This is a genomic window from Pseudomonas sp. B1(2018) (assembly GCF_003097365.1).
GTDB classification, from domain to species: domain Bacteria; phylum Pseudomonadota; class Gammaproteobacteria; order Pseudomonadales; family Pseudomonadaceae; genus Aquipseudomonas; species Aquipseudomonas laurylsulfatiphila.
In genome coordinates this window covers 38,147-63,670 of sequence record NZ_PYUK01000001.1, presented here as the reverse complement: position 1 = coordinate 63,670, position 25,524 = coordinate 38,147, and the positions used below count along the sequence as shown (strand labels likewise).

Here is a 25,524-nt window from a genome sequence, read left to right as displayed (position 1 = left end):
TTTTGCATTGCCTGAGCCGGCCCCTTCGTCGGATCGCCGCCCGGACCAAGCCCGCTCCCACAGGGATTCTCAGCGGATACAAAATCTCTATTCGACCGAGATCAAATGTGGGAGCGGGCTTGCTCGCGAAGAAGTCACCACGGTCTATCCGGGATGCACGAAGACTGCCCGCCTACAACCGAATCACATGCCCCTCGACAGGTGGGACCTGGCCATGGAACAAGCGGGAAATGACGCTTTGCGCGGCCTCGTAACCTCGACTTTCAATGACTTCCAGCAAGGGCTTTTCCCGAGCTGTCACCTGCCGAACAAACCGCAGCAACCCCTCGCCGATATGCTGGCTGACCCCTTCCGGCCCCCATTCGGCATTGCGCTTGCGGATCTGGATCGGTGCAAAAAAGAACACCGGTTGTGGCCCTTCGATAGCCGTCAACCGTGCCTCATCGGTACTTTGCGCAGAGCCGGCGAAGCAGCTGTAGACCAGTTGCCCGGCAAAGTGCCGATGGACCCGATCGCGTAGATCCAGGTCGCCGGAAAAATCCACGTACAACGTAGGACGGTCGCCGGCAAGGGTCGCCAACTCGGCATAGGACACCACGCGCTCGTAACACCCGAGGTTTTCGACAAACGCTTTGTTGCCGGCAGATGTCAGCGCCACACGCTCCAGTTGCGGATAGTTCTCCAGACACACGGCCGTGCCGTAGGCAGTTTTGCTGGAAGCACTGGAGAACACCAGGCGGGTCGCTTCGAAAAATCGATTGTCTTGCAGGAAATCCGCCAGCATTGACGAGGTCAGAAACAACGGCTTGAGCAGAATCTGCAGGTTTTCGGTTTCAGGCCTGTAGTACGTATCCCAACCGCAGCGCGTGTATTGGTTGTACGCCGAGGTCAGCCCCAAGCGATGCGCGGCCCCATCATAGAAGCCACGTTCGGTAACCCGTTCCGGGCGCATCCACAGGTGGCTGGCCAGCGGAAAGTAACCGTAGAAGCGCTCGCCCACCTCGATGCCGGTCACGGTCGACGCAATGACGTCCGCGAACCCCCAGGCCGGAATGTGGCCCCAGCCCTCCTCGCCGGCGGGAAAGAAACCCCAGTAGTTCATTGAATTGCCATAAGCCGCGTACGTAATGTTGTTGGTGGTCAGTGCGCAACGATCAATCTTCAGGATCACCTCGCCGGCTGCCGGAACCAGGCTACGTCGCTCCTGCGCTATGCGGCTCTGGTCCAGGGCATTTTTACGGGTAATCAGGCGTGTTACCGTGGTGAAATCCTGCATGTTCGGTCTCCTGCTGCGACACGGTGGCGGGTCACACAAGGGTAATGACTGCCGATGAAGAGTGGGTTCGGAAACACCAGGGGCGGCCCACCCACCCTCAATTCCCGCGCCAAGCCGCTGAAACGACCCAGCCAGGCTCGGGCGATCTTCACCGTCGAGGCGATTTACGAGGCTTTTGTTCGGATTTGGCAGCGCAACGGCTGGTCAAGACTGACCACCCGGGACGTGGCACTGGAAGCCGGTGTGGCGATTGGCACGCTGTATGACTATTTCCCGAGCAAAAAAGCCCTGCTGTCGGGTTACATCCGGCATCGCCTGGATGTACTGCTTGCTCAACTGGATCAAGACGTCATCCAGGCAAACGACCTCGACTGGCCGGCGCGCATCAAGCGACTGGTGCGCCTGACCTGCGACCCTGACGATCCCCGACAACCCTTGTTCAACCATGCCGTGTCGCTCATCGAGCATCAGATCGCCGAACCCAAGCATCACCGAAGGGTGTACGAGGAACTGTCGCAAAAATGGCGGGAAGCCTTCGCGGCCTGCGGCGATTTGCCGATGCAGCCGTCAGCGCCGACTATCGAAGCCTGGGTCATCATGGCCTGGGGCGGTCGTCGCTACTGCATCACGGCACAACCGGCGGCGGAACAAACCGCCGCCTGGCTGTCGGAAATGGAAGCACTGGTTTGCAGCCGATTGGCCAGCGCTTCGCAGGACTGAGCGCTGGCAAACGAACATCAGACTTTCTTGTGCTGCTCGACCCATTGCCCATAGGCATTGATGAAGCTTTGCAGGAACTGCTTGACCGACTCGGACAATTTGCCCGCCTCGTCGAACGCCGAACCGGCGTTCCCCAGATAGGCCTCCGGTTGCTGCATCAGCGGTACATTGAGAAACACCATGGATTGACGCAGGTTGTGGTTGGCACCAAAACCGCCGACGGCCCCCGGAGAAACGCTGATAATCGCGCCTGGTTTGCCGTTCCAGGCACTTTTCCCATAAGGACGCGAACCCACGTCAATTGCGTTTTTCAACGGTGCCGGCACCGAGCGGTTGTATTCCGGGGTTACGAACAGCACCGCGTCGGATGAACTCACCTGTTGTCGGAAAGTGCTGTAGGCTGCCGGCGGTGAAGCGCCATCGATGTCTTCGTTGTAGAGCGGCAGGTCGCCAATTTCGACGATGTTGAGCTTGAGATTGGCCGGTGCCAGTTCAGCCAGGGCCCGTGCGACCTTGCGGTTGATCGATTCCTTTCTCAAGCTGCCGACCACGACGGCGACCGAATAGACGTTGCTCATGGGAATGTCTCGACTGTCCGATATGAAGAGCTTGTAGTTATAGATGACGATTCAAGCAGCGGGCGACTGAAAACGCCGTCCCTGACTATTTTTTTCCCGTAGGAAAACTTACCTCACCCAGACACGGTCTACAGAGCCGCAAATTGAGTGATTTATCTCCAGAGGTTCTAAGCAGATGGCAGCAGTACTCGTCGGTCAGTTCCATGCAAGAGACGCGGAAGGCCGTATTTATTCGGTGCACGAGTTCCAGGAATCCACCCCGGCGGTAGACGGCTCAGGGCCTGTCACTACCTATAAGCTGGCCATTGGCGACCGTGTCAACAAGGTCGACGACAATGAATTCATGCTGGTGCAAACCGGCGTGACCATTACCCGCGAACCGCAAACCGTCAGCGCTTCATAACCCGTCGTTATGAGCAGAAGTCATATGCGCGGACTTGGGGTAGGATTCAGCCACTGACTCCTCCACCTGCTGAACATGGACTTCACGCATGCGCTTACGCCATATCGAAGTGATCCAGGCGCTCCTGCAGACCGGTCACCTGGGCACCGCCGCCGAATGGCTGCAGTTGCCAGTGGCCGAAGTCGAGCGCTTGCTGCGCGACGCCGAGGATCAGTTTGGGTTCATGCTGTTCGCCAGCGTTCGCGGACGATTGCAGGCCACCCGCGAAGCGCAGCAATTGCAGGTGGAAATTGCCCGGGTCTACGACGCGCTCGAACCGGTGCAGCGTCTGGCCAACAGCCTCAGGCAATACCTGGCGCCGCCGCTGCGCATCATCTGCACCCCGCCCCTGGCCAACCAATTGTTGCCTCACAGCATCGCGGCCCTGCGCCGACGCCTGCCCGACGCGCCTTGCACACTGCTGAGCCAGCCGACCCGCGACATTGTCCGAAGCCTGCTGCTGCGTGAAAGCGATCTGGGCCTGAGCCTGCACGACCCCGATCACGCCGACCTCGATTGCCAGGTGATTGCCCAGGGCAAACTTCAGTTGCTCGCCCCTCATGGCTGGCTGCAACCGAAACAGAAATACATTTCACTGCAGGACCTGGCCGGTCAATCGATGATCGGCCTGGAGGGGCACGACCCGCTGAGCCCGGCACTGGAAAACAAACTGCACGGCTTGCGCCCTGCCCCGGTGATCCAGACCCGGGTGCAGACGCACCAGATGATGCGCAGCATGGTCGAGGCCGGCGAAGGCCTGGCCATCGTCGACCCCTTCACCGCCCTCGGCGCCAAAGCCTCGGGACTGGACAGCTGCCCGCTGGCCCCCGCCATCCCGGTCAGCCTCTACGCCCTGTCCCTGAAAAACACCGAAGCGTCTCCGGCGGTTCAGGCCCTGTTGGCCATTGTCACGGAACAAGCCGCGGCGATGCTGACGAACTGAGCGGGTATTCCAGCGGGTTTTCGAATATTCGATACCAGAACAGCGCCACTTCGGCGGTGTTCGGATCGATGCCGCGATAGCGCAGGTGGTCGACCCCGCCGATCACGTAACCGCAGCGTTCATAGAGCCGGCAGGCCCCCAGGTTGTTGTTCTGGGTTTCGAGCATGATGCCCGGAAGTTTCTTCTTGCGGCTCCAGAACTGCGCCACATCCAGCAGGGCCTTGGCCACGCCGTGCCGCCGGGCCGGCGCATGCACCGCCAGTTCGTCGATATGGGCAAAGCCGTTCCAGTTGGTGCTGACCACCAGGTGCCCCACGGGCTGGTCATCCAGATAGGCCATGAAAATCGCGCTGTCGGCGGCATCGCGAAAGCTGCTGAACTCCTCCGGGTCGATGCCGTAGCACTTGCGGTAAGGCGTGATCGGCGTCACCGGCCACTGCGCGACCGGTTTGCCGATTTCGGCCGCACCATAAGCTGCGACTTCAAAACTGAAATCACTGCCCCAGATGTAGGCGGCAAAACCTTCATCGGCAACCCGTACCGACAACCCTGGATAATTCGGATTTATAACCGGCTGCATACTGGGAAAGGTCCTCACTCCTTGATGCAATCGACGGTGTAGCACCGCCCACTGCCCTGATCTTCGTGTTGCAATCCGTGCACATCAGCAACGAACCCCGGGAAACTGCTATCGAACGTGCGGGCAAACGCCAGGTAATCGATGATCGAGCGGGTCGACTCGGTAAAGCGTTCACCCGGCATGATCAACGGAATGCCGGGTGGGTACGGCACCAGCATCACCGCGGCGATCCGTCCGTCCAGCGCATCGATCGATACGGCTTCGACTTCACCGCGCACCAATTGATCATAGGCGTCCGCCGGCTTCATCGCGACTTCCGGCAGTACCGTGTACATGCGCTTGAGGTGCCTGGCGGTGGCATTGCTGCGATAACAGGCATGCAACTGATCGCATAGATCACGCAGGCCCATGCCCTGATACCGCGCGACATTCTCCTGCGCCACGCAAGGCAGGCAACTGGCCAGACTGACGTTGGCGTCATAGCTGCGCTTGAACTCCAGCAATTCGGTGAGCAGCGTGCTCCACTTGCCCTTGGTGATGCCCATGGAGAACAACACCAGGAACGAATACAGCCCGGTCTTCTCAACCACCAGGCCACGTTCCCAAAGGAACTTGCTGACCACCGCCGCCGGAATCCCGCGCTCGCTGAGGGCGCCACCGGCCGTCAGCCCCGGCATCACCAGCGTGACCTTGATCGGGTCGAGCAGCACATAATCCTCGGTCACTCCGCCAAAGCCGTGCCAGTCGGCGTCCGGCTGCAGCAACCAGTCCTCGGTGACGACCCGCTCGATGCCTTCCGCCGACGGCGGTTGCCAGATCGAAAACCACCAGTCATCAGCGGCAATATGCTGGCGCAAGTTAGCCAGCGCCCGGCGAAAACTCAGGGCTTCGTCGAACATTTCCTGCAACAGCGAACGCCCGGCCGGCCCTTCCATCATGGCCGAAGCCACATCCAGCGAAGCGATGATGCCGTACTGCGGCGAGGTCGAGATGTGCATCATGAACGCTTCGTTGAAGCGATCCCGGTCCAGTTGCCGCGCGCCGCCATCGCGCACGTGAATCATCGACGCCTGACTGAAGGCCGCCAGCAACTTGTGGGTGGAATGGGTGGTGAACACCAACGGACTGTCTTCATCACGGGACGTGCCCATGCCGTAGCGCCCGGCAAAAAACTCATGGAACGCCGCATAGGCGTACCAGGCCTCGTCGAAGTGCAATACCTCGACGCTATTGCCCAGTTGCTGCCTGATCAGTTCGGCGTTGTAGCAGAGGCCGTCATAGGTCGAATTGGTCACTACGGCCAGCTTGACGTTCGGTGCACGCCCCTTGGTCAGCGGGCTGGCGTCGATCTTGGCCTGGATCGATTCACGACTGAACTCGCTCAGGGGAATCGGGCCGATGATCCCCAGTTCATTACGCTCCGGACACAAGTACAGCGGGATCGCGCCGGTCATGATGATCGAGTGCAGCACCGACTTGTGGCAATTGCGATCCACCAGCACCAGGTCATCGCGAGCGACCACCGAGTGCCAGACAATCTTGTTGGCGGTGGATGTGCCATTGATCACGAAAAAGGTGTGATCGGCACCAAAGTTGCGGGCTGCGCGGGCCTCGGCTTCAGCCAGGGGGCCCGTGTGATCGAGCAAGGAACCGAGCTCCGGCACCGACACCGAAAGATCCGAGCGCAGGGTGTTTTCCCCGAAAAACTGGTGGAAGGCCTGCCCGACCGGGCTTTTGTGATACGCCACGCCACCACCGTGACCGGGGGTGTGCCAGGAATAGTTGGAATCCGCGGTGTGCTGCACCAGGGCCTTGAAGAACGGCGGCAATAGGCCATCGAGGTATTTGCGCGCAGCACGGGCTACCTGCCGGGCAAGAAAGGGTACGGTGTCTTCAAACAGGTAAAGAATGCCGCGCAACTGGTTGAGCTCGGCCATGGCATCGGCGGGCGCGTTTTCCAGGGTCACTTTTTCGCCCAGGGCGAAAATCGGCAGATCCGGCGCACGCACTCGCGCCAGACCGATCAGTTCGGCCATGTTTTGCAGCAAATGGGAATGGGTGCTGGCGTCCTCAGAGGCTATCAACATGCAGGACAGGCCATGGTAGGTCGACGCCACCAGTCGTCCTTCGGTGTAGTCCACCGCCGAAACGACGCTGAACCCTTCCTGCTCCAGCTCCCGGGCAATCCCCCGCACACGGTCGCCGGCGACGCTGTCGGCCTTGATGTCGCGATGGACAATCAGGACCGGGAATTTCAAATCTTTATACATGAGGCTCAGTGTCCTGAGGCGGCAGACCAGAGCCTGCCAATCACCTCAGGGTAGAGTGTTGCAGCGCAAGTGGCGAGCGGTGCGGTTATTCGAAGATCAAAAGATCGCAGCCTTCGGCAGCTCCTACAGGAGACGCGTTTCTCTGTAGGCGCTGCCGAAGGCTGCGATCTTTTTTCAACGTCCTTACGCCTGCTGCGCTTCAGCCTCAGCCAACTGCACCCACAACGCCGGGGCACCAGCGGATTTGCCGATGATTTCCAGGCGCGCCGCGTGGCGGGCCAGGTCGTCTTCGCTGGCGCGGATGATGCGCGTCGGCTGGCGATCCGCCGGCAAACGACGGATCTCGGTGGCCGAATTGTCCGCCCCTTCACCGGAGCCATTGCCATCGGAGGCGTTACCGGCCAGGGACAGGCTGGTCTGCCCGCCGGTCATGGTCAGGTAGACGTCGGCGAGAATCTCGGAATCGAGCAAGGCGCCGTGCAGTTCACGGCCGGAGTTGTCGACGCCATAGCGTTTGCACAAGGCGTCGAGGCTGTTGCGCTGCCCCGGGTGACGTTCCCGGGCCATCATCAGGGTGTCGAGGATCGAGCAGTGCTGCGTGATGTCCGCGCGGTCCTGCTGCCCCATCAGGGCGAATTCGTTGTTGATGAAGCCAACGTCGAACGCCGCGTTATGGATGATCAGCTGCGCGCCCTTGATGAACTCGAAGAACTCTTCGGCCACCTCGGCAAAACGCGGCTTGCCCACGAGGAATTCGTTGGTGATTCCGTGGACGCCGATGGCGCCCTCGTCACTTTCGCGATCGGGCTGCAGGTAGACGTGGAAGTGCCGGCCCGTCAGGCGTCGGCCGATCAACTCGACACAACCGATTTCGATAATCCGGTGGCCGTCGGTCACCGGCATGCCGGTGGTTTCGGTGTCGAGTACAACGGATCTGGTGGCCATCAGTGCTCAGCTCTCAATCGGTATTCGGGCAAAAGCCGCGATATTAACACGGTCCCCGTAGGAGCTGCCGCAGGCTGCGATCTTTTGCTTTTGATCTTGAAAGTAAAAGTCAAAAGATCGCAGCCTTCGGCAGCTCCTACAGAGACATCGCGATCAGTCCTGCTTGTAGCCGCGCACTTCGTCGACGCCACGGTTGGCCAATTGGTCGGCCCGTTCGTTGCCGTGATGACCAATGTGCCCGCGCACCCATTTCCAGGTGACCTTGTGGCGGTTGACCTGCTCGTCGAGCAACTTCCACAGGTCAGCGTTTTTCACCGGTTCCTTCGCCGCGGTTTTCCAGCCGCGCTTCTTCCAGTTGTCCATCCACTCGTTGATGCCTTTCATCACGTACTGGGAGTCGGTCACCAGCAGCACCTCACAGGGACGCTTGAGCTCTTCCAGGCCACGGATCGCGCCCATCAGCTCCATGCGGTTGTTGGTGGTATTGGCTTCGCCGCCCCAGAGTTCCTTTTCAACGCCCTTGCACACCAGCAGTGCACCCCAGCCGCCCGGGCCAGGATTGCCCTTGCAGGCGCCGTCGGTGAACAGTTCTACGCTATCGCTCATGCCAATCTATCCAGAAAATGCGCTGGCCCGCCGATCGCTGATCGACGACGCCCGAAGCCGGGACAGGCCCGGCCGCAAATGAAAAAGTGTGTGTTACGGTTCGATGTTGCGACGGTTGACCTTGGCCATCGGCAAGGGAATCAACTTGCCCATCGGCTCGCGCCGCTCCTGACGGACCGGGCGCAGGCCCACCACGATCTTACGCGCCACCAATAAATAGAAGCCGCCGCCCGACAGTTGCCAGTCACCGGCCTTGCGCTCCCAACCGGCCAGGCGGGTCTGCCACGCCGGTGACGCAAGCGGCGGACGATAGCACCCGAAGCGGCGTTTCTCCAGCGCGAAGCCCAGCAGGTTCAGCCAGTCCGCAACCCGTGACGGCGAAATGCAGCGCGCCTTGCGCAGCCCATCCTGGGCAAACACATGCCGCAGGCCCCAACTGCTCCAGGGATTGATGCCGATGATCAGCAAATGCCCGCCGGGCCGCACGCTGCTTGCCGCCTCGCGCAGCAAACCGTGGGGCGACAGGCAGAAATCCAGGCCATGTTGCAACACCACCACATCGGCGGCGTGCTCGCTCAGCGGCCAGGCCTGCTCCTCACAGACGATCTCGACCCCCGGCAACGGCGCGCCAAGGCGCACGTTACGCTGCACCTGCGGCGCTGACGGCGGGGTCTGGGCCGAGGGACCGTAATGCACCAGATAGCCACCAAAGAACCGCCCGAGTTCGTCTTCGAGCATGCGCCGCTCTTCGTCCAGCAGGAATTGCCCGATCGGACCTTCCAGCCACTCGCGGGCCGCGCTGATCAACGCCAGCCAGTCAGGATCAGCCTGTGCGAACGCTTTATCAGTCATTGCATTCTCCAACGCGCCAGGAAGTTCTAAGATGCGCCATTGTTTTCCGCTTGGCGAATCCGACGATGATACAGATCACAGCCCTGCCCGCCTTCACCGACAACTACATCTGGTTGTTACAAGACCACGGCAGCAAACGCTGCGCGGTGGTCGACCCGGGTGATGCCGCCCCGGTACACGCCTGGCTCACGGCCAATCCGGGTTGGGTCCTGAGTGATATTCTGATCACTCACCACCATCATGACCACGTCGGCGGGGTCGAACAGCTGAAAAAAGCGACGGACGCGAAAGTCTATGGTCCGGCCAGTGAAACGATCCCGGCACGGGAGGTTGCGCTCAAGGACAACGACCGCATCAGCGTGCTCGGGCTGGACTTCGATATCCTCGCGGTCCCCGGCCACACCCTTGGGCATATCGCCTATTACCATCACGGCTTGCTGTTCTGCGGCGACACCCTGTTTGCCGCCGGCTGCGGGCGGTTGTTCGAAGGCACACCACAGCAAATGTACAGCTCGCTGACACGTCTTGCGGGGTTGCCGGAAGACACGCTGGTCTACTGCACCCACGAATACACCCTGAGCAATCTGAAGTTTGCCGCCGCTGTCGAGCCGAACAACCCGGATACGGCCGAACGCCTGGCCAAAGTCACCCGCCAACGGGAATCCGGGATCATGACGCTGCCGTCGACACTGGCGCTGGAAAAGCTCACAAACCCGTTTTTGCGTTCTGCTGAAACATCCGTTAAAGAAAAAGCGGACGAACGGACCGGCACCGATAACTCGGCGCCCGATATGGTTTTTGCTGCGCTGCGAGCGTGGAAAGACACGTTCTAAAGGGGCTCCACAAGGCTGCAACAATTCTGAAAGGTTGACCGCGCAGGGTGCGCTTTCTAGAATCGCCCGACATTTTTGCCCGGAACTTACTTCCAGCCAATGTCGTCACCTATTCGCAAAGCCATCAGTTCAGACGCATTGACCCGCTTGGCTCAAGCCATTGCGGTGGCTGTGTCCGCCACCCTGGCGGGCTGTTCCAGCCATGCGCCGCAGACCGATGCGGCGCACACGCCGAACATCGCCGCGCGCGCCAAGCAGAAGCCGATCTGGCTCAGCGAAAAGCCCAGCCCGCAAATTCCACAGGACGTCTGGGAGCGTATGCGCCAGGGCTTCCAGTTGCAGGACGGGCTGGGTGTCAACCCGCGCATCGAGCAGCAGCGCCTGTGGTTCGCCAGCAATCCGTCTTTCCTCGAAAACGCCGGCGAACGTGGCAGCCTCTACATTCACTACATCGTCGAGCGCCTTGAAGAGCGCAACATGCCGCTGGAACTGGCCCTGCTGCCAGTGATTGAAAGTGCCTACAACCCGATGGCCTACTCCCGGGCCGACGCGGTGGGTCTTTGGCAATTCATCCCGTCCACCGGGCGTTACTTCAACCTGCGCCAGACCCGTTTCTATGATGGCCGTCGCGACATCACCGCGTCGACCACCGCCGCGCTGGATTACCTGACCCGCCTGCACGACATGTTCAACGGCGACTGGATGCTGGCCCTGGCGGCCTACAACGCCGGCGAAGGCACCGTCAGCCGGGCCATCGAGCGCAACGAGCGTCTCGGCCTGCCGACCGACTACTGGAACCTGCCGCTGCCCTCCGAAACCCAGGCATACGTGCCGAAGTTGCTGGCACTGTCGCAAGTGGTGATGGCGCCTGAAGCCTACGGCGTAAACCTCAACCCGATCGCCAACCAGCCCTATTTCCAGGTCGTCGAAATCAACCAGCGCATGGACCTGTCCAAGGTCGCTGAAGTGGCCAACATCGACGAAGACGAACTGTTCCAGCTCAACCCGGCCTTCAAGCAGCGCACCACCATCGACGGCCCACAGCACCTGCTGGTGCCGACCTCCAAGGCGCAACTGCTGACCAGCAGCCTGCAGACCATGCGCCCTGAAGAGTTGATCAGCAAGAAATCGCTCAAGCCGGTCTTCGAAGGCGCCGACGACACCCAGGTCGCCAGCGCCAGGCGCTCCTACCGGGTCAAACGGGGTGACAACCTCGGCTCCATCGCCAAGGCCAACAACGTTGACGTGAAGGACCTGCAACGCTGGAACAAACTGACCGGCAAGAATCTCAAGCCCGGCCAGACCCTGGTCATGCAGGACAACAGCAAACGCAGCTCCGGGCGCGTCAACACCGTGATTGCCGCCAACTCCAAAAAACAGCAGACCAAGTACAAGGTCCAGCGAGGCGATTCGCTGGCCATCGTGGCCAAGCGCTTCAACGTCGAGATGCAGCACCTCAAGCGCTGGAATCCTCGTGTCGGCCAGGCGCTGAAGCCCGGCCAGATGTTGACGGTGGCCAATCCGCATTAAAAATAGCCCCTGATTTCAGGGGCTTTTTTATACCTGTAGGAGCTGGCTTGCCAGCGAAGACATCGGCACAGTCAACATCGATTTCGCCCGTCACGCCGCCTTCGCTGGCAAGCCAGCTCCCACAGGATTGCGTCCAGCCGAATTTACCCATTAACCCCCGTCTTTTTCCTGTCCATACAAGCTGTTACTGTACGGTCCACAAAGCCCAAGCCGCCTGGATCGGATCTCCTATTTGAAGCGTCCCCTGCCCCTGCTCCTGCTCCTGATCAGCCTGGCCTTGAGCTCCACCGCAAGCGCGACGATCAGCGAAAGCCATGGTTATGCGCAGTTCGGCACGCTCAAGTACCCGGCCCGATTTACCCACTTCGACTGGGTCAACCCGCAAGCGCCCAAGGGCGGTACGTTGCGGGTGATGGCGTTTGGCACCTTCGATACGCTCAACCCGTACACCTTCAAGGGCACCAGCCCGGTCACCACGCCGAACTTCCTGCAATACGGCATCAACGAACTCAACGAACCGCTGATGGTCGGCACCGGGCAGTACGCGCCTTCGGGTGACGAGCCCGCGTCCAGCTATGGCCTGATCGCCCAGTCGGTGGAGTACAGCGAGGACCGCAGTTGGGTGGTGTTCAACCTGCGTCCTGAAGCACGCTTCCATGACGGAACGCCGATTACCGCCTTCGACGTTGCGTTCTCCTACCGCACGCTGCTCAAGGACGGGCATCCGCTATACCGCACCAACCTTCAGGAGGTACTGCGGGTCGACATCCTCAACCCGCAGCGCATCCGTTTCGTGTTCAAGCGCGCCGGCAATCCGCTGCTGATCCTGCGCCTGGGCGAAATGCCGGTGTTGCCACAGCACTACTGGAAAGGCCGTGACTTCAAGGCCACCACCTTCGAACCGCCGCTGGGCAGTGGGCCGTATCGCATCACGTCGGTCACGCCAGGACGCCAGATCGTCTTCGAACGGGTCAAGGATTACTGGGGCAAGGACCTGTCGGTCAATCGCGGCAAGTACAACGTCGACCGCATGGAAGTCGAGTTCTACCGCGACAGCGACGTCGCGTTCGAGGCGTTCAAGGCCGGTGAATTCGACATCTATATCGAGCATCAGGCGAAGAACTGGGACACCGGCTACAACTTTCCCGCCCTGCGCCGCGGTGACGTGATCAAGGCACAGATCCCCCACCAGATCCCGACCCAGACCCAGGGCCTGTTCATGAACGGCCGCCGACCGACTTTCTCGGACGCCAGAGTCCGTGAAGCGCTGGGGTTGATGTTCAACTTTGAATGGACCAACCGCGCGCTGTTCAGCGGTGCCTACAAACGCGCCATGAGCTACTACCCCAACAGCGAGTTCTCGGCCAGCGGCTTACCGGTCGGGCATGAATGGCTGTTGCTCAAGCCCTACCGTGAACAGCTGCCGGCCAGGCTCTTTACCGAGCCGTTCAGCCTGCCGCAGACCGATGGCCGCGGCATCCCCCGGGAGACCTTGCGCAAAGCCCTCGGCCTGCTCGCCGAAGCCGGCTGGAAGCTCAATGGCCAGCACCTGCAAAACGCCACAGGCCAACCCTTGCGCCTGGAGCTGTTGCTGGTCAACCCGAACCTGGAACGCATCCTCCAGCCCTACGTCGAGAACCTCGCCAGCATCGGCATCGATGCGCAGTTGCGCACGGTCGATCGCGCGCAATACAAGCAGCGCCTCGACCAGTTCGATTTCGACATGATCCTGATGACCCTCAACCAGACCCTCAGCCCGGGCCTGGAACAATGGCAGTACTTTCACTCCAGCCAGGCCGGGGTCAAGGGCAGCAAGAACTACGCCGGCATTGCCAACCCGGTGGTCGACCATCTGCTCGAACAGTTGCTGGCCGCCCAGACCCGTGACCAGCAAGTCGCCGCCGGCAAGGCCCTTGACCGTGTGCTGCTGTGGCAGCACTACATCGTTCCCAACTGGTACCTCAATTATCACCGTCTGGCGTACCGCAACCGGCTCGCCTTTGTCACCACGCCGCCTTACACCCTGGGCCTGAATGCGTGGTGGCTGAAATCTTCGGAGAAAGATCAATGAACCCCATCCGCACCCTGCTCCTGCAGGCCGGCGGCCTGTTGTTCGCCGGGCTGGCCTGCGCCGCCCCGCAACACGCCGTGACCCTGTACAACGAGCCGCCGAAATACCCGGCCGACTTCAAGCACTTCGACTACGTCAATCCCGACGCACCCAAGGGCGGGATCTTCCGCCAGGCCGGGTTCGGGGGCTTCGACAGCCTCAACCCGTTCATCAGCAAAGGCGTGCCGGCGGATGATATCGGCATCATCTACGACACCCTGGCCAAGCAGGGCCTGGACGAGCCGTTCACCGAGTACGGCCTGATCGCCCGGCTGATCGAGAAAGCCCCGGACAACGGCTGGGTGCGCTTCTACCTGCGCCCCGAAGCACGCTTCCATGACGGTCATCCGGTACGCGCCGAGGACGTGGTGTTCAGCTTCCAGATGCTGACCAAGGACGGCGCGCCGATGTACCGCGGCTACTACAACGACGTGGCCGAAGTAATCGCTGAAGACCCGCTGACCGTGCTGTTCAAGTTCAAGCACACCAACAACCGCGAGCTGCCGCTGATCCTCGGCCAGTTGCCGGTGCTGCCCAAGCATTGGTGGGCCGACCGCGACTTCAACAAGGGCAACCTGGAGATCCCGTTGGGCAGCGGCCCGTACAAGGTTGGCGAAGTGAAGGCCGGGCGCTCGGTGCGCTACGAGCGGGTCAAGGACTACTGGGGCAAGGACCTGCCGGTCAATCGCGGTTTCTATAACTTCGACGTGATGACCACCGATTACTACCGCGACAACACCGTGGCCCTGGAAGCGCTCAAGGCCGGGCAGTTCGATTACTGGCTGGAAATGACCGCGAAGAACTGGGCCAACGCCTACAACATCCCGGCGGTCACCGAAGGCCGACTGGTCAAGGAGCAGATTCCCAACGGCAACCCGACCGGCATGCAAGGCTTCGTGTTCAATCTGCGCCGCCCGGTATTCCAGGATGTGCGTGTGCGCCAGGCCCTGTCGCTGTTGCTGGATTTCGAATGGACCAACAAGCAACTGTTCAACGGGGCCTATGTGCGTACCCGCAGTTACTTCGAGAACTCGGAAATGGCCGCCACCGGCCTGCCTGACGCCGAGCAGGTGGCGCTCCTCGAGCCGTTCCGCGCCAAGCTGCCACCGCAGGTGTTCAGCGAAGCCTTCCAGAACCCGACCACCGACGGCAGCGGCATGATCCGCGCCCAGCAACGGCAAGCCTATCAACTGCTGCAGGAAGCGGGCTGGCGCATCGTCGATGACAAAATGGTCGACGCCACCGGCAAGCCGGTGGTCATCGAATTCCTGTTGGCCCAGACCGAATTCGAACGGGTGCTGCTGCCGTTCAAGCGCAACCTCAGCGACCTGGGTATCGATCTGGTGATCCGCCGGGTCGACGTCTCGCAGTACATCAACCGCGTGCGCTCCCGGGACTTCGACATGATCGTCGGCAGCTTCCCGCAGTCCAACTCACCGGGTAACGAACAACGGGAGTTCTGGATGTCGGCCGCCGCCGACAAACCCGGCAGCCGCAATTCCATGGGGCTCAAGGATCCGGTGGTCGATCAATTGGTCGAGCGCCTGATCAACGCCGATTCGCGCAAAAGCCTGGTGGCCCATGCCCGCGCGCTGGACCGCGTTCTTCAATGGGGCTATTACGTAATACCCAACTGGCACATCAAGACCTGGCGCGTGGCGTACTGGAACCACATCGGCCACCCGAAGGTCTCGCCCAAGTACGACATCGGCACGGCCACCTGGTGGGTCAAGCCCGACATCAAGCCGGCGATAGAAGTCGAAACCATACTGCAGGCCGATCCTGCGGGCACGGAGTAATCAGATGCTGGCGTACATTTTTCGTCGACTGTTGCTGATCATTCCGACCCTGTTCGGCATCTTGCTGATCAATTTCGTGATCATCCAGGCCGCACCGGGCGGGCCGGTGGAGCAGATGATTGCCAAGCTCGAAGGCTTCGAAGGCGCCACCAGCCGCATCGCCGGGGGCGGTGCCGAAGTCTCGGTGGCAGGCTCGGCCTATCGCGGTGCCCAGGGCCTGGACCCGGCGCTGATCAAGGAAATCGAGCACATGTACGGCTTTGACAAATCGGCGCCGGAACGCTTGTGGATCATGGTCAAGAACTATGCGTCGCTGGATTTCGGCGACAGCTTCTTTCGCGACGCCAAGGTCATCGACCTGATCAAGGAAAAGATGCCGGTCTCGATCTCCCTCGGGCTGTGGAGCACCCTGATCATGTACCTGGTGTCGATCCCTCTGGGGATCGCCAAGGCCACGCGACACGGCAGCCATTTCGACGTCTGGACCAGTTCGGCGATCATCGTCGGCTACGCGATCCCGGCGTTCCTGTTCGCCATCCTGTTGATCGTGGTGTTCGCCGGCGGCAGTTATCTGGACTGGTTCCCGTTGCGCGGGCTGACTTCGAACAACTTCGATGAACTGAGCATGGGCGGCAAGATCCTCGACTACTTCTGGCACCTGGCGCTGCCGGTGACCGCGCTGGTGATCGGCAACTTCGCGACCATGACCCTGCTGACCAAAAACAGCTTCCTCGACGAGATCAACAAGCAGTACGTGATCACCGCCAGGGCCAAGGGCCTGACCAACCACCGCGTGCTGTACGGCCATGTGTTCCGCAACGCCATGCTGCTGGTGATCGCCGGTTTCCCTTCAGCCTTCATCGGTATCTTCTTCACCGGCTCGCTGCTGGTGGAGGTGATCTTCTCCCTCGACGGCCTGGGCCTGATGAGTTTCGAAGCGGCGATCAACCGCGATTACCCGGTGGTGTTCGGCACGCTGTTCATCTTCACGTTGCTGGGGCTGGTGGTGAAACTGATCGGCGACCTCACCTACACCTTTGTCGATCCGCGCATCGACTTCGAAAGCCGGGAGCATTGAGATGAACCTGTCCCCTCTCAACCGCCGGCGCTTCGAACTGTTCAAGGCCAACAAGCGTGGCTGGTGGTCGCTGTGGTTGTTCCTGATCCTGTTCGGCGCCAGCCTGGGCGCCGAGCTGATCGCCAACGACAAGCCACTGGCGGTGCATTACGACGACAACTGGTACTTCCCGGCGCTCAAGCGCTACCCGGAAACCACCTTCGGCGGCGAGTTCCCGCTGGAAGCCAACTACAAGAGCCCGTACATCCGCGAACTGCTCAAGGCCAGGGACGCCTGGGTGCTGTGGGCGCCGATTCCCTACAGCTACCAGAGCATCAACTACGACCTGAAAGTCCCGGCCCCGGCCCCACCCTCGACGGACAACCTGCTGGGCACCGACGACCAGGGCCGCGACGTGCTGGCCCGGGTGATCTACGGTTTCCGCATTTCGGTGTTGTTCGCCCTGACCCTGACCGTGCTCAGCTCGATCATCGGCGTGATCGCCGGGGCCTTGCAGGGTTTCTACGGCGGCTGGGTGGACCTGGCCGGACAGCGCTTCCTGGAGATCTGGTCCGGGCTGCCGGTGCTGTACCTGCTGATCATCCTCGCCAGCTTCGTGCAACCCAACTTCTGGTGGCTGCTGGGGATCATGCTGCTCTTCTCATGGATGGCCCTGGTGGACGTGGTACGCGCCGAGTTCCTGCGCGGGCGCAACCTGGAATACGTGCGCGCCGCCCGCGCCCTGGGCATGCAGAACGGCGCGATCATGTTCCGCCATATCCTGCCCAACGCGATGGTCTCGACCATGACCTTCATGCCGTTCATCCTCACCGGCGCCATCGGCACACTGACAGCCCTGGACTTCCTCGGTTTCGGTCTGCCGGCGGGCAGTCCGTCGCTGGGTGAACTGGTGGCCCAGGGCAAATCCAACCTGCAGGCGCCGTGGCTGGGCATCAGCGCCTTTGCGGTGCTGGCCCTGATGTTGAGCCTGCTGGTGTTCATCGGCGAATCCGCTCGCGATGCCTTCGACCCGAGGAAGTGAAATGAATCAGGACAATCTGATCGAAGTGCGCAACCTGTCCGTCGAATTTGTCGTCGGCAATCGTTGTCAGCGGGCCGTCGAAGGCGTCAGCTTCGACATCAAGCGGGGCGAAACCCTGGCGCTGGTCGGCGAGAGCGGTTCCGGCAAATCGGTGACCGCACATTCGATCCTGCGCCTGCTGCCCTACCCGCTCGCGCGCCATCCCTCCGGTACCATCGAGTATTCCGGGCAGAACCTGCTGGACCTGAAGGAAAAAACCATCCGCCACATTCGTGGCAACCGGATTGCGATGATCTTCCAGGAGCCGATGACCTCGCTCAATCCGCTGCACTCGATCGAAAAGCAGATCAACGAGGTGCTGGGCATCCACAAGGGCTTGAGCGGCAAGGTGGCGACCAAACGCACCCTGGAACTGCTGGAGATGGTCGGCATCCCCGAGCCGCACAAGCGCCTCAAGGCCCTGCCCCACGAATTGTCCGGCGGCCAGCGCCAGCGGGTAATGATCGCCATGGCCCTGGCCAACGAACCGGAACTGCTGATCGCCGACGAGCCGACCACCGCGCTGGACGTGACCGTTCAGCTGAAAATCCTCGAATTGCTCAAGCAATTGCAGGCCCGACTGGGCATGGCACTGCTGCTGATCAGCCATGATTTGAACCTTGTGCGAAGAATTGCGCATCGCGTATGTGTCATGCAGCAAGGTTGCATCGTCGAACAGGCATCGTGCGAAGAATTGTTCCGCGCGCCGCAGCATCCGTACACTCGGGAACTGCTGGCAGCGGAGCCCGGCGGCAAGCCTGCAAGCAACGTGATCGGCCCGCCCTTGCTGGCGGTCGAGGACCTGAAAGTCTGGTTTCCGATCAAGAAAGGCTTGCTCAAGCGCACGGTGGATTACGTCAAGGCGGTCGACGGCATCAATTTCAGCCTGCCCCAGGGCCAGACCCTGGGGATAGTGGGTGAAAGCGGTTCCGGCAAATCGACCCTGGGCCTGGCGATTTTGCGGCTGATCGCCAGCAAAGGCGCCATTCGCTTTGAAGGCCAGGCGCTGGACAGCCTGACGCAGCAACAGGTCCGGCCGCTGCGGCGGGAGATGCAAGTGGTGTTTCAGGACCCGTACGGCAGCCTGAGCCCACGGATGTGCGTCAACGACATCGTTGGCGAAGGCCTGCGGATCCACAAGATGGGCACCGAGGCGCAACAGGAACAAGCGATCATTGCAGCACTCAAGGAGGTAGGCCTGGATCCGGACACCCGGCACCGCTACCCCCACGAATTTTCCGGCGGGCAACGGCAGAGAATCGCCATTGCCCGGGCATTGGTGTTAAAACCGGCGTTGATTTTGCTGGACGAGCCGACTTCGGCCCTCGACCGCACGGTACAGCGCCAGGTAGTGGAGCTTTTGCGTTCGCTGCAAACCAAGTACAACCTGACGTATCTGTTTATCAGCCATGACCTGGCTGTGGTGAAAGCGCTGAGCCACCAGTTGATGGTGGTCAAGCATGGCCAAGTGGTCGAACAGGGAGACGCGCAAAGCATTTTTGCCGCCCCCCAACATCCGTATACACAGCAGTTGCTGGAAGCCGCTTTTTTGGCTCCGGCCACTGCGCAATAACCTGAAAGAGGAGCAACACATGGGTTTTCTCGCCGGTAAGCGCGTACTGATCGTCGGTGTCGCCAGCAAGCTGTCCATCGCATCCGGCATTGCTGCCGCCATGCATCGCGAGGGCGCTGAGCTTGCCTTCACTTATCAGAACGACAAACTCAAGGGTCGTGTCGAAGAGTTCGCACAAAGCTGGGGCTCCAACCCTGAGCTGTGCTTCCCGTGCGACGTGGCCAGCGATGAAGAAATCGCCAAGGTCTTCGTTGAGCTGGGCAAGAAGTGGGACGGCCTGGACTGCATCGTGCACTCCGTCGGCTTCGCCCCGGGCGACCAACTGGACGGCGACTTCACCGAAGCCACCACCCGTGAAGGTTTCCGCATCGCTCACGACATCAGCGCCTACAGCTTCGTGGCCCTGGCCAAGGCCGGCCGCGAAATGATGAAAGGCCGCAACGGCAGCCTGCTGACTCTGTCGTACCTGGGCGCCGAGCGCACCATGCCGAACTACAACGTAATGGGCATGGCCAAGGCTTCCCTGGAAGCCGGCGTACGTTACCTGGCCGGTTCCCTGGGCCCGGACGGTACCCGCGTCAACTGCGTATCGGCAGGCCCGATCCGCACCCTCGCCGCTTCCGGCATCAAGAACTTCCGCAAGATGCTGGCTGCCAACGAAGCGCAAACCCCGCTGCGCCGCAACGTCACCATCGAAGAAGTCGGCAACGCCGGCGCCTTCCTGTGCTCGGACCTGGCGTCCGGCATCAGCGGTGAAATCATGTACGTGGACGGTGGCTTCAACACCACGGCCATGGGCAGCCTCGAAGAGTAATCTTCGGTCAGCATAAAAAACCCGCCTCTTTTTGGCGGGTTTTTTATGCCCGTAATTTCAGGCCTGATGCAATCCCCTGTGGGAGTGAGCTTGCTCGCGATAGCGATCTGTCAGTCGACATCAATGGTGAATGTCATTCCGCCATCGCGAGCAAGCTCGCTCCCACAGGGGGTTATGTTCAGTCAGCTACCGGCGTCAGGCATTGGGCAAACAACCGCTGAATCGCCTGATTACGCTGGCTGTAGCGCTGCAACAAGACAATTTCTCGATAGAAGGTCAGCTCGCCTAAGCGGATCACCCTGACCTTCGCCCCATGCTCCAGCCAAAGCCCCGCCTGCGGCAACAACGAAATCCCCAACCCACACTCGACCATTTTGACAATGGCCTCCAACTCATCCAGCTCCAGTGCCCCGTGCACTTCGATCTGCTGTTCGCGCAAAAAACGCGTCACCAGTCGCCCGCCAAACGAATTGCGGTCGTAACGCACATGCGGGTGCTCGGCGAGCAGCTGCAACGGATCATCGCCGTCCAGGTCCGCCGGTACGATCAGCACGAATGGTTCCCGGCGAATCACCTGCGCGGACAACTCCTTGGGCAACTCGAATGGCGGCTTGATCAGGATCGCCAGGTCCACTTCTCCGGTGTCCACCTGACTCAGCAGGTTCAGTGACACACCCGGCACCAGCTTGGGCTCCAGCAAGGGCGCCTGCTGGCGCAATCGCAGCAGCGCCTGAGGCAGCAGCCCGGTCTGGGCGGTCGCCACCGCGCCGATTTTCAACTCGCCACGGTACTCGCTGACATCGTCACTGACCGCCATGCGACTGAAGGTTTCGAGCATTTCCCTGGCCATCGGCAACGCACGCTGCCCCGCCGCATTGAGCAGCGCCTGGCGGCCGGTGCGGTCGAACAGACGGATGCCCAGGGCTTGTTCCAGGTTGCGAATCTGCGCGCTCACGGCCGACTGCGTCAGGCCGATGTGCATGCCGGCCGCGGCGAAGGTGCCGTGACGCGCCACAGCGACAAAGGTTTTCAGTTCTCGCAGCATGGCGGCCTCGATTGATCGAAATAATTTGAGCTCGACGCAAAAATTATCGTCTTTCAATCAAAAAGCACAGGACTAAACTCAACACACGCCCATCCCACCACCGAGGTTCGCCCGATGCAACTCTCCCCTTTTCACCTGGCCATTCCGGTCTACGACTTGCCCGCCGCCCGGCACTTTTATGGCGCGGTGTTTGGCCTGGAAGAAGGTCGATCGAGCGACCATTGGGTCGATTTCAACTTTTTCGGCCATCAATTGGTGATTCACCTGGCGCCGAAAAACCCTTCGCAAGAAGCAGCCCACACCAATGCCGTCGATGGCCACGATGTGCCAGTGCCGCATTTTGGCGTGGTACTCGGGATGGCAGAGTGGGAAGCGCTGGCCGAGCGGCTGAAGTCACTGGGAACTCGCTTCGTGATTGAGCCGGGGATTCGTTTTCAGGGGCTGGTGGGCGAACAGGCGACGATGTTTCTGTTTGATCCTTGCGGGAATGCGCTGGAATTCAAGGCGTTCAAGGATATTGGGCAGTTGTTTGCCAAGTGAGGATATGCGGTGCCTGTCAGGCCGCATTCGCGGGTAAGCCAGTTTCAGCGTTTGATTTTTGACAATGTCGAAAGGGCGGAAGATCAAGATCAAAAGATCGCAGCCTTCGGCAGCTCCTACAGGGGCGTGTGTTTAGCCGAACGGCGTACACAAACGCTCTTCACCATTCAACAGGCCGAGCGTTAGCTCGCCTGCAGCTCTTGATCTTGATCCACCCGCCCCCTCGGCAGGCTGAGCGCAGGTGTTCATCCGGGGATGGGCGCGCAGCGCCGTTCGACGCAGTCGAACTCATTGCATGTAGGTCGAAGCGAAGCCGACCGGAGGGCAATGCCCCCGGATGGACACCGGAGCGAAGGAACCCCGAGCCTAGGCGAGGGGCCGTACGTAAGGGGCGAGCGTTTTTTGCTTACTTTTTTAGGCGCTTGTAAAAAAGTGAGTCGCCGTAAGGGCGAAACCATAAGCCGCCGTTACCGAAGAAACGGATATGTACACAGTCAACCCGCCAACACAGCACAGCCCTAACGACTCATCACACTTTCAGCTTCCCCCAGCAACTCCTCGATCGAGCCATGCACAACCGGGTCATATTCGACCTGCACAACGCTGAAGTGAATGTCATAACTGCGATGCGCCGCAGCGTTGCGCTCGTCGAGTATCTCATTGAGTCGCGCCTTGATCGCCGCAATCTCAACGCTGCCCGATCCGGTCAGCAGCGCCACGAAGCGGTCGCCTTCGAGCCGGCCAACCACATCGTTTTCTCGAAACCCGATGCGCAGGACATCGGCGAAGGTCTTGAGCGCATCGTCACCTTTGGCCCGGCCATACAGATAGCTGATGCGCTTGAACTCATCGAGGGAGAAGTACAGCAGCGTCGCCGGCGTCTCCAGCGCCCGGCAAGCCTCCAGTCCGAGTCGGGCCAGCGCGGTGAAGCCATGGCGATTGGACAGCAGCGTCAGCTCATCCATGCTTGCCATTTGCACGCCCGCCAGCTCTCGCTCGGCCTGGCGCGACATTTCACGCAGCCGCTCCCGTTCTTGCTGTGGCGTGAGCAACGGGCTCGCGGCTCGACCCGATTTGCCCGTTTTGCCTGAGATCAACATCGTTCACTCCCATTGCAGGTATGCACTTTAGAGTCGCCCATACCCGCATTGACTCCCCGCAAGCGTGCCGTTGGTCAGCTCCCCGTCACCGGGCACGGCCCTCCTGCATCGGCCCAGCGTTTGAATTGGCTGACGAAGATGTCGTGCGGCACCGGCACCGGCGCGCGATTGCCGCCCGGGTTCCAGCCCCACAGCACCAGCTTGTCGTCGCTGACGTGCTTGATCAGCGCGGCGAAATCCCGGTCGCCGTTGCTGGCGCGATCCTTGATCATCGCGCACAGCCGGTCGGCCGGCAGGCCGATCCAGGCCATCCGCTGCGCTGCCGGCGGCAGGCTCCAGTGTGGCGCCCCGGGCGGCGCATGAGGACCATAACTGGCCGGTGGATTGCTTTGCCCATGGCAGGTTGCACAGGGCAACCCGGCCGCGCCCTTGCCGTCCATGCCACGCACGACATTCATCGCATGGGGCACGCCGGCATCGAATTGCAGCGGCGAATCCCCGGGAATGTGGCAGTTCTGGCAACGCGGGCTCTGGAAGACCTTCTGCACGGTGTCGAACGCCTGCAAGGCCTCGCGGTCATCGGCGAACACGTGCGATGCATAGGCGATGAGACAGACCAGGATCACCGTCCCGAGCAACCAGTGATGACGTTTCATCTCACACCCCCGACAGCTGCAAGGGCAGCTCGCGCAGGCGCTGCCCGGTCAGGGCAAACACCGCGTTGGCCACCGCCGGCGCCGTGGGTGGCACACCGGTTTCGCCGATACCGCCGGGTTTATCGCTGCTGGGCACGATATGCACTTCGACCACCGGCATTTCGTTGAGCCGCAGCACCTGATAGTCGTGATAGTTGGACTGCACCACCTGCCCGTCCTTGAGTGTCAGCTTGCTGTGCAAGGCGAAGCTCAGGCCAAAGGTGATGCACGACTCCATCTGCGCGGCAATGCTCTGCGGGTTAACCGCAATGCCGCAATCCACCGCACACACCACCCGGTGCACGCGGATGGCGAGGTTGTCCTCGGACACCTCGGCCACTTGCGCCACATAACTGCCGAACGATTCATGCACCGCCACACCCAGGGCATGGCCGTCCGGCAGCGGCGCCTTCCAGTTGGCCTTCTCCACCGCCAGGTTCAACACACCGAGGTGGCGCGGATGATCCTTGAGCAGGGTGCGCCGGTACTCCACCGGGTCCTTGCCGGCCGCCGTCGCCAGTTCATCGATCAGCGACTCCATGACAAACGCGGTGTGGGTGTGGCCCACCGAACGCAGCCACAACACACTGATCCCGGTTTGCGGTGAGTGCAGTTCGATCTGGTGATTGGCCATTCCCTCGAAGTAAGGGCTGTCGGCCACGCCTTCGACCGAGGTCTTGTCGATCCCATCCTTGACCATGCTCGCTTCGAGCGAGGTCCCGGCCATGATCGACTGCCCGACCATCACATGCTTCCAGGCCAGCGGCAGGCCGTCAGCACCCAGCCCGATACGCGCATGGTGCAGGAACGCCGAACGGTAATAACCGCCGCGGATGTCGTCCTCCCGCGCCCATACGGTTTTCACCGGCATACCGGCGGCCTTGGCGACATGCACCGCTTCGCTGACGAAATCCGAAGTCGGATTGGCCCGGCGCCCGAAGCCGCCACCGAGAAACTCGGTATGGATCTCGACTTGCTCGGGCTTGAGCCCGGTGATTTGCCCGGCGACCATCTGGTCCAGGGTCTGGAACTGGGTGCCGGTCCAGATTTCGCACTTGTCCTTGCTGATGCTCACGGTGCAGTTGAGCGGTTCCATCGGCGCGTGGGCCAGATAAGGCACGCTGTATTCGGCGTCGATGGTCTTGGCCGCTTTCGCCAGCGCAGCCGGGGTATCGCCCGCCTGACCGGCGTTCAGGCCAGGGGTGGCGGCGAGTTTGCGAAAGCTTTCCAGCAGCGCCCGGCTATTGAGCCCCGCGTTCGGCCCCGGGTTCCACTCGACTTTCAGCGCATCGCGCCCCAGCTTCGCCGCCCAGTAATGATCGGCAATCACCGCAATGCCCGTCGGCACTTGCACCACTTTGTGCACGCCGGGAATCGCCAGCGCCTCGGCGCCTTCAAAGGATTTGACGCTGCCGCCGAAGGTGGGCGAACGGGCGACCATCGCCGTCATCAGCCCCTCGAATTGCACGTCCATGCCGAATTTCGCCCGGCCGGTGATTTTCTCCGGTGTGTCCAGGCGTTTTGTGGGTTTACCGATCAGCCGCCAGTCTTTCGCGTCCTTGAGTTTGATCGAGGCCGGGTCCGGGGGTGGCAGCTGTCCGGCGTCATCGGCCAACTCGCCGTAGGTGGCACGATGCTCACCGGCAACCACTACGCCCGACTCTGTATGAATTTCGGAGGGAGCAACGTTGAAACGCTTGGCCGCGGCATCGATCAACATCAAGCGCGCCGCCGCGCCGGCCTGACGATAGCGATCGAATTCCATCCAGGTCGAGGTCGAGCCGCCGGTGATCTGCATCCCGCCAAACCCGGGCATGCCGTAATCGGCGGCCGATGCCGGGGAGTGCTCGACGCGGATCTTCGACCAGTCGGCGTCCAGTTCCTCGGCAATCAGCATGGTCAGGCCGGTCCAGATGCCCTGGCCCATTTCCGAATGGCCGAGCAACACGGTGACGCTGTTGTCATTGCCAATGCGCAGGAAAGCGTTGGGCGCAAACACCTTGCCCTGATTCTCCGCGCCCATGGCGAACCGGTGGGCGCCGGGCATGACAAACGCCACCACCAGCCCACCGCCCAGCACAGCACTGCCTTTGAGAAAACCCCGGCGCGATAACCCGTTGCTGCTGTTCATGGCC

Annotated in this window: 23 protein-coding genes; 12 read left to right on the top strand and 11 right to left on the bottom strand. The window is 61.2% G+C overall.

Annotation, left to right across the window (positions count from 1 at the left end):
* Nucleotides 1-172: 172 nt before the first annotated feature.
* A complete protein-coding gene (locus tag C9422_RS00305; RefSeq protein ID WP_116579247.1) occupies nucleotides 173-1,276 on the bottom strand; it encodes a DUF2855 family protein in 1,104 nt (367 codons plus the stop codon).
* 54 nt (nucleotides 1,277-1,330) lie between these two features.
* Here C9422_RS00305 and C9422_RS00300 point away from each other — a divergent pair, with 54 nt between their 5' ends.
* Nucleotides 1,331-1,996, top strand: a complete 666-nt coding sequence (locus tag C9422_RS00300) for a TetR/AcrR family transcriptional regulator (protein WP_116579246.1) — start codon at nucleotides 1,331-1,333, stop codon at nucleotides 1,994-1,996.
* Nucleotides 1,997-2,013: 17 nt separating this feature from the next.
* Here C9422_RS00300 and C9422_RS00295 read toward each other — a convergent pair whose 3' ends face one another.
* Nucleotides 2,014-2,574: an NADPH-dependent FMN reductase gene (locus C9422_RS00295; RefSeq protein ID WP_116579245.1), complete on the bottom strand. Its 561-nt coding sequence runs from the start codon at nucleotides 2,572-2,574 to the stop codon at nucleotides 2,014-2,016.
* 175 nt (nucleotides 2,575-2,749) lie between these two features.
* On the opposite strand from C9422_RS00295, the gene C9422_RS00290 reads away from it, so the two are divergent.
* Together C9422_RS00290 and C9422_RS00285 are read left to right on the top strand one after the other, a co-directional pair.
* Nucleotides 2,750-2,977 carry a hypothetical protein gene (locus C9422_RS00290; protein WP_007979133.1) on the top strand — a complete coding sequence of 76 codons (228 nt, stop codon included), beginning with the start codon at nucleotides 2,750-2,752 and terminating at the stop codon, nucleotides 2,975-2,977.
* Between the two features lie 88 nt (nucleotides 2,978-3,065).
* Nucleotides 3,066-3,959, top strand: a complete 894-nt coding sequence (locus C9422_RS00285; RefSeq protein ID WP_116579244.1) for a LysR family transcriptional regulator — start codon at nucleotides 3,066-3,068, stop codon at nucleotides 3,957-3,959.
* Here the strand turns inward: C9422_RS00285 and C9422_RS00280 are convergent.
* From C9422_RS00280 to C9422_RS00255, 5 genes are all read right to left on the bottom strand, one after another.
* A complete protein-coding gene (locus C9422_RS00280) occupies nucleotides 3,925-4,539 on the bottom strand; it encodes a GNAT family N-acetyltransferase (protein WP_116579243.1) in 615 nt (204 codons plus the stop codon). The genes C9422_RS00285 and C9422_RS00280 overlap by 35 nt on opposite strands.
* Before the next feature lie 14 nt (nucleotides 4,540-4,553).
* Nucleotides 4,554-6,809, bottom strand: coding sequence for an arginine/lysine/ornithine decarboxylase (locus C9422_RS00275; RefSeq protein ID WP_116579242.1), 2,256 nt, complete (start codon nucleotides 6,807-6,809; stop codon nucleotides 4,554-4,556).
* Nucleotides 6,810-6,992: 183 nt separating this feature from the next.
* Complete coding sequence (dnaQ, locus tag C9422_RS00270; protein WP_116579241.1) at nucleotides 6,993-7,754, bottom strand: DNA polymerase III subunit epsilon; 762 nt, start codon at nucleotides 7,752-7,754, stop codon at nucleotides 6,993-6,995.
* 153 nt (nucleotides 7,755-7,907) lie between these two features.
* On the bottom strand, nucleotides 7,908-8,360 hold the full coding sequence (gene rnhA / locus C9422_RS00260) for a ribonuclease HI (RefSeq protein WP_007996378.1): 453 nt from the start codon (nucleotides 8,358-8,360) through the stop codon (nucleotides 7,908-7,910).
* Between the two features lie 93 nt (nucleotides 8,361-8,453).
* Nucleotides 8,454-9,212 (bottom strand): class I SAM-dependent methyltransferase, encoded by a 759-nt coding sequence (locus C9422_RS00255; RefSeq protein WP_116579240.1) that lies wholly within the window; start codon nucleotides 9,210-9,212, stop codon nucleotides 8,454-8,456.
* A 65-nt stretch (nucleotides 9,213-9,277) separates the two neighbouring features.
* Between C9422_RS00255 and gloB the strand changes: the two genes are divergently transcribed.
* The 8 genes from gloB (at nucleotide 9,278) to fabI (ending at nucleotide 20,009) form a co-directional block, all read left to right on the top strand.
* The gene (gene gloB / locus C9422_RS00250) at nucleotides 9,278-10,045 is read left to right on the top strand and encodes a hydroxyacylglutathione hydrolase (RefSeq protein ID WP_116579239.1); all 768 of its coding nucleotides are present in this window, start codon (nucleotides 9,278-9,280) and stop codon (nucleotides 10,043-10,045) included.
* Nucleotides 10,046-10,144: 99 nt separating this feature from the next.
* Nucleotides 10,145-11,575 (top strand): transglycosylase SLT domain-containing protein, encoded by a 1,431-nt coding sequence (locus tag C9422_RS00245; protein WP_116579238.1) that lies wholly within the window; start codon nucleotides 10,145-10,147, stop codon nucleotides 11,573-11,575.
* Nucleotides 11,576-11,819: 244 nt separating this feature from the next.
* Nucleotides 11,820-13,646, top strand: coding sequence for an extracellular solute-binding protein (locus tag C9422_RS00240; RefSeq protein WP_371924655.1), 1,827 nt, complete (start codon nucleotides 11,820-11,822; stop codon nucleotides 13,644-13,646).
* Nucleotides 13,643-15,484, top strand: coding sequence for an extracellular solute-binding protein (locus C9422_RS00235; protein ID WP_116579236.1), 1,842 nt, complete (start codon nucleotides 13,643-13,645; stop codon nucleotides 15,482-15,484). Before C9422_RS00240 ends, C9422_RS00235 begins: the two co-directional genes overlap by 4 nt.
* A 4-nt stretch (nucleotides 15,485-15,488) precedes the next feature.
* A complete protein-coding gene (locus C9422_RS00230; protein ID WP_007979116.1) occupies nucleotides 15,489-16,562 on the top strand; it encodes a microcin C ABC transporter permease YejB in 1,074 nt (357 codons plus the stop codon).
* Nucleotide 16,563: 1 nt separating this feature from the next.
* Complete coding sequence (locus tag C9422_RS00225; RefSeq protein ID WP_116579235.1) at nucleotides 16,564-17,583, top strand: ABC transporter permease; 1,020 nt, start codon at nucleotides 16,564-16,566, stop codon at nucleotides 17,581-17,583.
* 1 nt (nucleotide 17,584) lies between these two features.
* On the top strand, nucleotides 17,585-19,195 hold the full coding sequence (locus C9422_RS00220; RefSeq protein WP_116579234.1) for an ABC transporter ATP-binding protein: 1,611 nt from the start codon (nucleotides 17,585-17,587) through the stop codon (nucleotides 19,193-19,195).
* Nucleotides 19,196-19,214: 19 nt separating this feature from the next.
* Nucleotides 19,215-20,009 (top strand): enoyl-ACP reductase FabI, encoded by a 795-nt coding sequence (gene fabI / locus C9422_RS00215; protein WP_007979113.1) that lies wholly within the window; start codon nucleotides 19,215-19,217, stop codon nucleotides 20,007-20,009.
* Between the two features lie 178 nt (nucleotides 20,010-20,187).
* On the opposite strand, the gene C9422_RS00210 is transcribed toward fabI, so the two are convergent.
* Nucleotides 20,188-21,054, bottom strand: a complete 867-nt coding sequence (locus C9422_RS00210; protein WP_116579233.1) for a LysR family transcriptional regulator — start codon at nucleotides 21,052-21,054, stop codon at nucleotides 20,188-20,190.
* Between the two features lie 114 nt (nucleotides 21,055-21,168).
* Here C9422_RS00210 and C9422_RS00205 point away from each other — a divergent pair, with 114 nt between their 5' ends.
* Nucleotides 21,169-21,594, top strand: coding sequence for a VOC family protein (locus C9422_RS00205; RefSeq protein ID WP_015095381.1), 426 nt, complete (start codon nucleotides 21,169-21,171; stop codon nucleotides 21,592-21,594).
* A gap of 518 nt (nucleotides 21,595-22,112) precedes the next feature.
* On the opposite strand, the gene C9422_RS00195 is transcribed toward C9422_RS00205, so the two are convergent.
* The 3 genes from C9422_RS00195 to C9422_RS00185 form a co-directional block, all read right to left on the bottom strand.
* Nucleotides 22,113-22,694 carry a GGDEF domain-containing protein gene (locus C9422_RS00195; RefSeq protein ID WP_116579232.1) on the bottom strand — a complete coding sequence of 194 codons (582 nt, stop codon included), beginning with the start codon at nucleotides 22,692-22,694 and terminating at the stop codon, nucleotides 22,113-22,115.
* A gap of 74 nt (nucleotides 22,695-22,768) precedes the next feature.
* Nucleotides 22,769-23,350, bottom strand: coding sequence for a hypothetical protein (locus C9422_RS00190; protein WP_116579231.1), 582 nt, complete (start codon nucleotides 23,348-23,350; stop codon nucleotides 22,769-22,771).
* A 1-nt stretch (nucleotide 23,351) separates the two neighbouring features.
* On the bottom strand, nucleotides 23,352-25,520 hold the full coding sequence (locus C9422_RS00185) for a xanthine dehydrogenase family protein molybdopterin-binding subunit (protein WP_116579230.1): 2,169 nt from the start codon (nucleotides 25,518-25,520) through the stop codon (nucleotides 23,352-23,354).
* Nucleotides 25,521-25,524 lie beyond the last annotated feature (4 nt).